Source organism: uncultured Corynebacterium sp. (assembly GCF_902782855.1).
In the GTDB taxonomy this organism is placed as follows: domain Bacteria; phylum Actinomycetota; class Actinomycetes; order Mycobacteriales; family Mycobacteriaceae; genus Corynebacterium.
The window spans coordinates 1-9,243 of record NZ_CACZOO010000330.1; the positions used below are offsets into that span (position 1 = coordinate 1).

The window sequence follows — 9,243 nt, forward strand, 5'->3', positions numbered from 1 at the left end:
CACTCCGCTGAGGAACCGGTGACCGACACCGGAGCCGGGGTCGATGACCGTCTCACCAGACTGTGGGCCCCCTACCGGTCGCTCTATGTCACGAAGACCAGGAAGCCCGAGGATCCCTTCGTTGACCTCCCCGCCGGATCGGACGAGGACGGGCTGATCGTGGCGCGCGGGCGTGAGGTGTTCTGCATTCTGAACCTCTACCCGTACAATCCTGGGCACATGATGGTTATCCCGTACCGTCCGGTCGCGTCCTACGAGGATCTGACGGAATCGGAGACCGCGGAGTTCTCCGACTTCACCAAGAAGGCGGTGCGGGTGCTGCGGCGGGTGTCGAATCCTGACGCGGTGAACATCGGCATGAACCTGGGACGCGCCTCAGGCGGATCGGTGCCGAACCACCTCCACCAGCACATCGTGCCACGGTGGACCGGAGACGCGAACTTCATGACGGTGATTGACGGGACCAAGGTCCTGGTCCAGGCGTTGTCACGGACCAGGGACCTGTTGGCGTCGGCGTGGCAGGGCTGTGACGACGTAGAAGACGGTACAGAGGAGACAGAGTAATGCTCAGTGTGCGAGGACGGCGTCCCGCGGCGGTGGTGGTCGAACCCATCGCCCGGCGACTGGTCTCGTGGGGGGTGTCACCGAACGCGGTGACGATCACCTCGACCGCGGTGGCCGTCGTCCTGTCGGTCGCGCTCATCCCCACCGGCTGGCATTTCCTTGCCGCGGTACTCCTCGGTGTGGCGGTCGCCAGCGACATGATCGACGGAACGATGGCCCGGATGAGGGGCGGCGGCACGCGCTTCGGCGCCACACTGGACGCCACCTGTGACCGCATCACCGACGGCGTCCTGTTCGGGTCGATCGCCTGGTGGATGGCCTTCCAGGGCGAGCACGAACCCTACAGGGGACTGTTCGCCTGCGCACTGATCATCATGATCGCCAGCCAGGTGACCTCCTACGTCAAGGCCCGCGCCGAGGCCGCCGGCATCAAGGTCGACGGTGGCCTCATCGAGCGCCCCGAACGCCTCATCATCGGCCTGGTCTGTCTGGGACTCTCCGGCCTGGGGGTTCCGTACATCCTCGGCGGCGGACTCGTCGTCCTGGCGGTGGGATCGGTGTACACCGTCATCGAACGGCTGGTCATCGTCGCCCGGTCCGATCTGGCAGGCGAGACTATCGCGGCTCCGACCGGGGCGAAGAACTTCCCGGACACCGACACCGTCTAACGCCAGAGGAGAATCCACGTGATCGAGACGGCATCCCGTCCCCCCCTGTCTGAACAGCTCAGTTCCCTGGCATACCGGGCCGGCTGGGCGCTCGTGCGGCGTATCCCAGCACCACTCGCCGCACGCCTCTTCGACCGGATCGCGGACATCGCCTCCGGTCACGGCACCGGGCCAGAGCAGCTCCGCGCCAATCTCGGCCGGGTCGTCGGGGACGCCAACGTCACCCGCGCACTGGTCAGGGACTCCATGAGATCCTACATGCGCTACTGGTCGGAGGCGTTCCGGCTGCCGAGTATCGCCGGGCCGGAACTCGCCTCGCGGGTCAGGGCCGGTCTGTCGGACGCCGACATGGACCGTTACACGGTGGCCCGGGAACGGGGGCGGGGCGTGGTTCTGGTGTTGCCGCACTCCGGCAACTGGGATATGGCGGGCATGTGGCTGGTGAACACCTTCGGGCAGTTCACCACCGTCGCCGAGCGCCTGAGACCCGAGAGTCTCTTCGAGGCGTTCGTCGAGTTCCGGGAGTCGCTCGGTTTCGAGGTGCTCGCCCTGTCCGGCGGTGAGGAGCCGCCTTTCGGCCATATGAAGAAGGTGCTCCGGGCCGGCGGCACGGTGTGTCTGCTGGGGGAACGGGACCTGTCCGGAAAGGGTGTCGAGGTCGACTTCTTCGGTGAACGGACCAGCATGCCGGCCGGGGCGTCCCGCCTTGCGCAGGAGACCGGTGCCGCACTGATGCCGGTGCACTGCTGGTTCACCGACGGTGGCTGGGGTCTCACGATCCAGGAGGAGATCGACGCCTCCCAGTCACTCGAGGCCATGGTGCAGGAGCAGGCGGACGCCTTCGCCGCGAACATCGCCGCCCATCCCGCGGACTGGCACATGCTCCAGCCGCTGTGGTTCGATGATCTCTCCGAGGCGAGGCGACGTCGCCTGGGTCTGGAGGGCTGAACCCGGTGAAGATCGGAATGGTCTGCCCCTACTCCTTCGACGAGCCCGGGGGTGTGCAGGTCCACGCCATCGAACTCTGTGAGGAACTGCGGCGGCGTGGTCACGAGGTGAGCCTCATCGGCCCCGGCAGCGAGGACGCCGACGTCCCGGATTTCGTGGAGGTCGGGACCGGTGTGGTCTCCATCCCCTACAACGGGTCCGTCGCCAGGCTCGCCTTCGGGCCGAGGACCTGGCGTCATCTGCGCCGGTGGATCGGTGAGCACGATTTCGACCTGGTGCACATCCACGAGCCGAACTCTCCGAGCTACTCGATGATCACCCTCGCACAGGCGAACGGTCCACTGGTGGCGACATACCACGCCTCCGCGAGTGAGTCGAAGGTTCTCCGGGTCTTTCTGCCGGTGCTGCGTCCCTTCCTGGAGAAGATCCACGCCGGCATCGCGGTGTCGGAGGAGGCCAGGCGCTGGCAGGTGGAGATGCTCTCCGGTGATCCCGTGCTCATCCCCAACGGTGTGGACACCGCCAACTACCGGCGGGCAGCCCCGTTGCCCGGTCTGGCGACCGACCGCCCCCGGCTGATGTTCCTCGGTCGTTTCGAGGAGACCCGAAAGGGGTTCCCGTTGCTGCTCAGGGCACTGCCGGCGATTCTCGCGGAGGTCCCGGACCTGGAGGTTGTCGTCGCAGGTGGTGGTGACGTCTCGGAGCTGCACCAGATGCTGCGTCGCGCCAGGATCAGTTGGGTCGACGGAGTCGGCGACGCCGGGGATGTGACGGCGGAACGGCCCTCGGTCCGCATACTCGGCAGGGTCAGCGACGGGGACAAGGCTGCGGCGCTGGCGGCGTCCGACGTCTACGTCGCACCGAACACCGGCGGGGAGAGTTTCGGCATAGTCCTGGTGGAGGCAATGGCTGCGGGAGCAGCGGTGATCGCCAGTGACATCCCGGCCTTTGCCGCGGTCACCGACCACGGCCGGGCGGGACGGTTGTTCGCCAACGGGTCCGCCCGGGACCTCGCGCGTGTCGCGGTGGAGCTGCTCACCGATGACGCGGGACGCCGCGACCTGGTGGCCCGGGGGGACGAACGCTCCCGCGACTTCGACTGGGAGACGGTGACGACCCGGGTGGAGCAGGTGTACGAGACCGTGGTCACACCCGGTCGGAAGGTGGTTCCCTCATGATCCCTGTCTGGCTGCTGGTCGTGGTCCTCCTCGTCGCGGTGGTCGCGGTGCTCGGCATCTGGTTGTCCGGGACGGCGTCCCGACTGAACCGGCTGCACATCCGCACCGATTCCGCCCGACTGAACCTGGAGGGCGCGTTGCAGGCCAGGGGCGCGGTCATCGGTGTGCTTCGCCCCGACCTGCAGCAGGCCGCCGCCCGGGCGGGCGGGGTCGCGCTGCGCGCCGAGGAGATGGGGGCGCGTTCTGACGCGGAGAATGCGCTGGTGCGCACCCTGACTGTCGGAGAACGCACGAACCCGGCGTTCGTCGAGGCGTCCACCAAGGTCGATCTGGCGGCCCGGTTCTACAACGATGCGGTGGGGGACACCCTCGGTCTCCGGTCGCGTCCGGTGGTGCGGATGTTCCGGTTGGCGGGGTCGGCGCCGCTGCCGGCCTACTACGATGCGATGTCCGGTGGTGACGGGACACAGTAGCGGAGCCCCGGCGGTTCCGCTTTTTGTCCTATGCCATTACACTGTCCTAGGACAATTACCGACTGTCGGCGGCTGTCGTCGACAGCCGCCGACCACCAGTGAGGATCACCGATGAGTGAGAACACCCCGACCACCGGCACCGGGCGCGTCAAGCGCGGCCTGGCAGACATGCTCAAGGGCGGCGTCATCATGGACGTCGTCACCCCCGAGCAGGCCAAGATCGCCGAGGACGCCGGCGCCACCGCCGTCATGGCCCTCGAGCGGGTTCCCGCCGACATCCGCGCCGAAGGCGGAGTCTCGCGTATGTCGGACCCGGACATGATCGAGGGAATCATAGACGCCGTCTCCATCCCCGTCATGGCCAAGGCCCGCATCGGCCACTTCGTCGAGGCCCAGGTCCTGCAGAGTCTCGGTGTGGACTTCATCGACGAGTCCGAGGTTCTCACCCCGGCCGACTACTCCAACCACATCGACAAGTTCGGTTTCACCGTCCCCTTCGTCTGCGGTGCCACCAACCTCGGTGAGGCCCTGCGCCGCATCAACGAGGGTGCGGCGATGATCCGCTCCAAGGGTGAGGCCGGCACCGGTGACGTCTCCAACGCGGTGACCCACATGCGCACCATCCGCGCCGAGATCAACCGGTTGTCCTCCATGGCGCCTGACGAACTCTACGTCGCCGCCAAGGAACTGCAGGCCCCCTACGATCTCGTGTGCGAGGTCGCCGCGGACGGTAAACTCCCTGTGGTGCTGTTCACCGCCGGCGGGATCGCCACCCCGGCCGATGCCGCGATGATGATGCAGCTCGGAGCCGAGGGTGTCTTCGTCGGCTCCGGAATCTTCAAGTCGGGTGACCCGGTCAAGCGCGCCAAGGCGATTGTCCAGGCCACCCTCAACTACGACGATCCCGCCGAGGTCGCCAAGGTCTCCCGAGGTCTGGGCGAGGCGATGGTCGGAATCAACGTCGACGAGATCCCGCAGCCGCACCGGCTCGCGGAGAGAGGCTGGTAGACCATGACGTCCACCGAACCGGGACGACGGGACGCACCTTCGGAGCGCCGTCCCAGGATCACCGACGTGCTCGATCTGGAGCGCATTGACACGGGGATCTACCGCGGCCAGGTCATACCCTCTGCCCTGAGCCGTACCTTCGGTGGACAGGTGGCGTCCCAGGCGCTCGTCGCCGCGACACGGACCGTGGGCCCCGAGTACCGCGTGCACTCACTGCACGGCTACTTCGTCGGCCCCGGCGACTCCGACCGGCCGATCATCTTCCTCGTCGACCAGATCCGGGACGGCCGCTCGTTCCGTGTCCGTTCCGTCAAGGCGGTCCAGGACGGGCGCACCCTCTTCATCATGCAGGCGAGCTTCCACATCCGTGACGACAACGGGCCGGAGCACTCCAACACGATGCGTGACGTGCCCGCACCCGAGTCGATCGTCCCGGACCTGTCCTTCACCCGGCCGTCGACCAGGGCCTTCGTCCAGGACTGGGTGGACTGGGACATCCGCATCGTGCCCCCGGAGCAGTTCGACCATGATCCGCACGCCGCCTCGCAGCAGGTCGTGTGGTTCCGGTCGAAACTGCCGCTGCCGGACGACGAGACCTTCCACATCTGCACTCTGGCGTACATGTCCGACATGACGCTGCTCGGTTCGGCCATGGTGCCCCACGACGGTGAACAGGTGCAGGAGGCCTCCCTGGACCACGCCATGTGGTTCATGCGTCCGTTCCGCGCCGATGAGTGGCTGCTCTACGACCAGACCTCGCCCTCCGCCCACGGCGGCCGTGCACTGACCACCGGACGGATCTTCAACCAGAGTGGAGATCTCGTCGCCTCGGTGGTGCAGGAAGGACTGACCCGTACCCTCGCCCCGGGCAAACAGGCCATGCCGATCAAGGAGACCCGACGGTGACGGCGACGGTCGGCGTCCTCGCCCTGCAGGGTGGGGTGGTCGAGCACCAGCGAGCCCTGGAACGCCTCGGGGTGGCGACCCGGCAGGTCCGGCGCCGGTCGCAGCTCGGGGACCTCGACGGTCTCGTCCTGCCCGGTGGTGAATCCACGACCATGTCGAAACTCCTCGACCTCGGCGGGATGCTGGATCCGTTGCGGGGGCTGCTCGCCGAGGGGATGCCGGCGTTCGGCACGTGCGCCGGCCTGATCATGCTGGGCGCCGAGATTCTCGACACCCGCGCGGACGCACACTGCCTCGGCGCGCTCGACGTCTCCGTGCGGCGCAACGCCTTCGGCCGGCAGATCGACTCCTTTGAAACCGATCTGCAGGTCGTCGGGGTCACTGACACGGCGGACGCTGCGCCGGTGCACGCCGTGTTCATCCGAGCTCCCCGGGTGGAACGAGTCGGGGAGGGGGTGACGGTACTCGCCCGTGTCGACGATGCCGCCGCCGGCGGTTCCGACGGCGCGGTCGTCGCGGTCCGACAGGGGACGGCACTGGGTATCTCCTTCCACCCGGAGCTCACCGGCGACGACCGGATGCACCGGCTGTTCCTGGACATGGCGGGGATCGGCGTGTGACCCGGGGCTGAGGCGCACGGGGCGGGGTGCGTGTGTCACCGGGCGTCTCCTGCCCCCGATCGCGGGTGCCGGTATCCGGTCCGCCGTGTCCGGTGCGTTCTCCGTGGCCCTGTGGGGGCGGGCACCCGCCGGGGTGGACTACTATGGTGCCGACAGAAACCGACCGAGGAAGAACAGGTATCCCATGAGTGGCCACTCCAAATGGGCGACGACCAAGCACAAGAAGGCTGCGAACGACGCCAAGCGTGGTAAAGAGTTCGCCAAGCTGATCAAGAACATCGAGGTCGCCGCCCGTACCGGTGGTGGAGATCCGTCGGGGAACCCGACGCTCGACGACATGATCAAGAAGGCCAAGAAGGCCTCCGTCCCGAACACCAACATCGAGAGTGCGCGTAAACGCGGCTCCGGTGAGGAGACCGGCGGCGCGGACTGGGAGACCATCGTCTACGAGGGCTACGGTCCCAACGGTGTGGCCATGCTCGTCGAGTGCCTCACCGACAACCGCAACCGCGCCACCACCGACGTGCGTACCGCGATGAACAAGAACGGCGGCAACCTGGCGGACGCCGGTTCCGTGTCGTACCTGTTCAACCGCAAGGGTGTCGTCATCCTGGACAAGGGCGACAACACCGAGGACGACCTGCTGATGGCGGTGCTCGACGCCGGTGCGGAGGAGGTCAATGATCTCGGTGAGAAGTTCGAGGTCGTCTCTGATCTCGCCGATCTCGCGAAGGTCCGCGCAGCTCTGGCCGAGGCTGGAATCGAGTACGATTCCGCCGATCCGGACTACCGGGCGGACGTGGAGGTCCCGCTCGACGCTGACGGGGCACGGAAGATCCTGCGTCTCATCGACGCTCTGGAGGAGTCCGACGACGTCCAGGACGTCTTCACCAACATGGACGTCTCCGACGAGGTCCTCGCGGAGCTCGACGCGGAGTAGTCCCACGGGACTCCGGCCGCCCCCGGCGGGTCGGGGTCGTCGTGTGCTACCGGGGGGTAGGGGAACTGGTCAGCTGAACGGTCCGCCGATGACCATCATGACCGCGAAGACCACGATGATCACACCGGCGAGGACGCCGAAAGTAACCCTCGGGCGACGGGTGAGCGCGGCCAGCAACGGGTTGTCGTTGCGCCATCCACCGTCCAGTGCCCCGGCACGTGCGGCAGCGCGTTCGAACGGGATGGTGCAGAACGGGATCGCCGAGCAGAGTACACCGAGCAGGCCACGGCCCGCAGACCACCGGTTGTTCGCCCAGACCAGCGCGGTGACGACGAGAAAGGTGATGAACGCCAGACCGTGGATCGGTCCGGCGATCTTCACCCCCGTCTCGGTGAGGTCGAAAACATATTTGAAGAGCATGCCGAGGATCAGCAGTGCCCAGGTCACGGCCTCGATATCGGCGATTACGCGGTAGAGTTTCTGAGGTTTCATCGGGGTCCGATCCTACCCCAGACCGGGGTACCTGCGGGCGTGCCGGGTTAGTGACGTTCACCGCACCTGGATTTCGCACGTCTGTGCTAGGATCTGTGTCGGTAACAGTGACGGGACTGAGCGGAGGTGTCCGGTGTCGGATCTGCAGGGGCTCCGGGTGATGGGCATTGACCCGGGACTCACCCGATGCGGGTTGTCCGTGGTCCAGGCGGGCCACGGACGGGCGGTGCTCCCGGTGGCGGTGGGTGTGGTCCGTACTCCGCACGAGGTTCCGCTGCCTGAGCGGCTGCTGCGTCTGTCGGTGGCCGTGGAGGAGTGGATGGACGACTACTCCCCGCAGGTCGTCGCCATCGAGCGGGTCTTCGAACGCGGCAACGTGTCCACGGTGATGAACACCGCCCACGCGGTCGGCGTCCTCATGCTCAGTGCGGCGCGTCGGGGCATTCCGGTGCACCAGTACACTCCCAGTGAAGCGAAGAAGGCGCTGACCGGTAACGGTCGCGCGGACAAGAAACAGATGACCAGCATGGTCACCAGGATTCTCGGCCTGTCCGAACCTCCGAAACCGGCGGACGCCGCCGACGCTCTGGCGCTGGCCGTGTGCCACTGCTGGCGGGCACCATTTATCGCACGGACCGGTGAACTCGCCCGGGTCAACCGACAACAACAGGAACAGAGGAGTGGACAACAGTGATCGCATCCCTGCGCGGCACCGTGGTGGACAAGGGGCTCGACCATGTCGTCATCGAATGCGGCGGTGTCGGCTATCTCTGCCAGGCCACCGCCCGGACTCTCGCCGACCTGCCGCGCGGTGAGGAGGTCTCCGTCCTCACGACCATGGTGGTACGCGAGGACTCCCAGACCCTCTACGCTTTCCCGGACGCCGCGAGCCGGGAGCTTTTCGCCCTGGTTCAGAGCGTCTCCGGGGTCGGCGCCCGCATGGCGATGGCTCTGTTGTCGGTCCTCACTCCCGCGGAGATTGCCGCGGCCGTCGCCGAGGGTGACGTCAAGACACTCCAGCGCGCTCCCGGCGTCGGAAAACGGCTGGCAGACCGGATGGCAGTGGACCTCAAGGGGAAACTGGACGCCTACGTCGCTGTCGTGCCGACCACCGGAGACGACGGTGCCTCACCGGCGGTCGCGTCCACCGTGCCCGGAGTGGACACCGCCGTGACCGCGCAGGTCGTCGAGGCACTGGTAGGACTCGGATTCCCGGAGGCCGCAGCCGCGGAGACGGTCTCCACCCTGGCGGTGGAATCCTCCGGTGACGTTGTGCCGGACGCGTCCGTGCTGCTCCGTGGCGCCCTGTCACGTCTGGGCGGACGACGGTAGCGGGGAGGGGCGGCATGGGAGACGTCGAACGCACGGAGTTCGATCTCGGCAGCGCCGGGACCGGTGGACCGGCGGCACGAGGAGACCACCGGGGCGACCGGACCGGTCGGGGCA

At 67.3% G+C, this 9,243-nt stretch carries 12 protein-coding genes; 11 read left to right on the plus strand and 1 reads right to left on the minus strand.

Annotation, left to right across the window (positions count from 1 at the left end; translation table 11 throughout):
* The first annotated feature begins 18 nt into the window (after positions 1-18).
* From QZV72_RS13450 to QZV72_RS13490, 9 genes are all read left to right on the plus strand, one after another.
* On the plus strand, positions 19-564 hold the full coding sequence (locus tag QZV72_RS13450) for an HIT domain-containing protein (RefSeq protein WP_297009151.1): 546 nt from the start codon (positions 19-21) through the stop codon (positions 562-564).
* Positions 564-1,232, plus strand: a complete 669-nt coding sequence (gene pgsA, locus QZV72_RS13455) for a phosphatidylinositol phosphate synthase (protein WP_297009136.1) — start codon at positions 564-566, stop codon at positions 1,230-1,232. Before QZV72_RS13450 ends, pgsA begins: the two co-directional genes overlap by 1 nt.
* Before the next feature lie 18 nt (positions 1,233-1,250).
* Positions 1,251-2,180: a phosphatidylinositol mannoside acyltransferase gene (locus QZV72_RS13460; RefSeq protein ID WP_297009137.1), complete on the plus strand. Its 930-nt coding sequence runs from the start codon at positions 1,251-1,253 to the stop codon at positions 2,178-2,180.
* A 5-nt stretch (positions 2,181-2,185) separates the two neighbouring features.
* A complete protein-coding gene (locus QZV72_RS13465) occupies positions 2,186-3,358 on the plus strand; it encodes a glycosyltransferase family 4 protein (RefSeq protein ID WP_297009138.1) in 1,173 nt (390 codons plus the stop codon).
* Entirely contained in the window at positions 3,355-3,831 is a 477-nt protein-coding gene (locus QZV72_RS13470; RefSeq protein ID WP_297009140.1) for a hypothetical protein, read from the plus strand. Before QZV72_RS13465 ends, QZV72_RS13470 begins: the two co-directional genes overlap by 4 nt.
* A 111-nt stretch (positions 3,832-3,942) precedes the next feature.
* On the plus strand, positions 3,943-4,839 hold the full coding sequence (pdxS, locus tag QZV72_RS13475) for a pyridoxal 5'-phosphate synthase lyase subunit PdxS (protein WP_297009142.1): 897 nt from the start codon (positions 3,943-3,945) through the stop codon (positions 4,837-4,839).
* A gap of 3 nt (positions 4,840-4,842) precedes the next feature.
* Entirely contained in the window at positions 4,843-5,745 is a 903-nt protein-coding gene (locus tag QZV72_RS13480; RefSeq protein WP_297009144.1) for an acyl-CoA thioesterase II, read from the plus strand.
* Positions 5,742-6,365 (plus strand): pyridoxal 5'-phosphate synthase glutaminase subunit PdxT, encoded by a 624-nt coding sequence (pdxT, locus tag QZV72_RS13485; protein WP_297009145.1) that lies wholly within the window; start codon positions 5,742-5,744, stop codon positions 6,363-6,365. The genes QZV72_RS13480 and pdxT overlap by 4 nt, the downstream gene beginning before the upstream one ends.
* A gap of 184 nt (positions 6,366-6,549) precedes the next feature.
* Complete coding sequence (locus QZV72_RS13490) at positions 6,550-7,305, plus strand: YebC/PmpR family DNA-binding transcriptional regulator (RefSeq protein ID WP_297009146.1); 756 nt, start codon at positions 6,550-6,552, stop codon at positions 7,303-7,305.
* A gap of 69 nt (positions 7,306-7,374) precedes the next feature.
* Here the strand turns inward: QZV72_RS13490 and QZV72_RS13495 are convergent, their stop codons facing one another.
* A complete protein-coding gene (locus QZV72_RS13495; protein ID WP_297009148.1) occupies positions 7,375-7,797 on the minus strand; it encodes a DUF3817 domain-containing protein in 423 nt (140 codons plus the stop codon).
* A gap of 160 nt (positions 7,798-7,957) precedes the next feature.
* On the opposite strand from QZV72_RS13495, the gene ruvC reads away from it, so the two are divergent.
* Together ruvC and ruvA are read left to right on the plus strand one after the other, a co-directional pair.
* A complete protein-coding gene (gene ruvC, locus QZV72_RS13500) occupies positions 7,958-8,491 on the plus strand; it encodes a crossover junction endodeoxyribonuclease RuvC (RefSeq protein WP_297009153.1) in 534 nt (177 codons plus the stop codon).
* On the plus strand, positions 8,488-9,129 hold the full coding sequence (ruvA, locus tag QZV72_RS13505) for a Holliday junction branch migration protein RuvA (protein WP_297009150.1): 642 nt from the start codon (positions 8,488-8,490) through the stop codon (positions 9,127-9,129). The genes ruvC and ruvA overlap by 4 nt, the downstream gene beginning before the upstream one ends.
* The last annotated feature ends 114 nt before the right edge of the window (positions 9,130-9,243 follow it).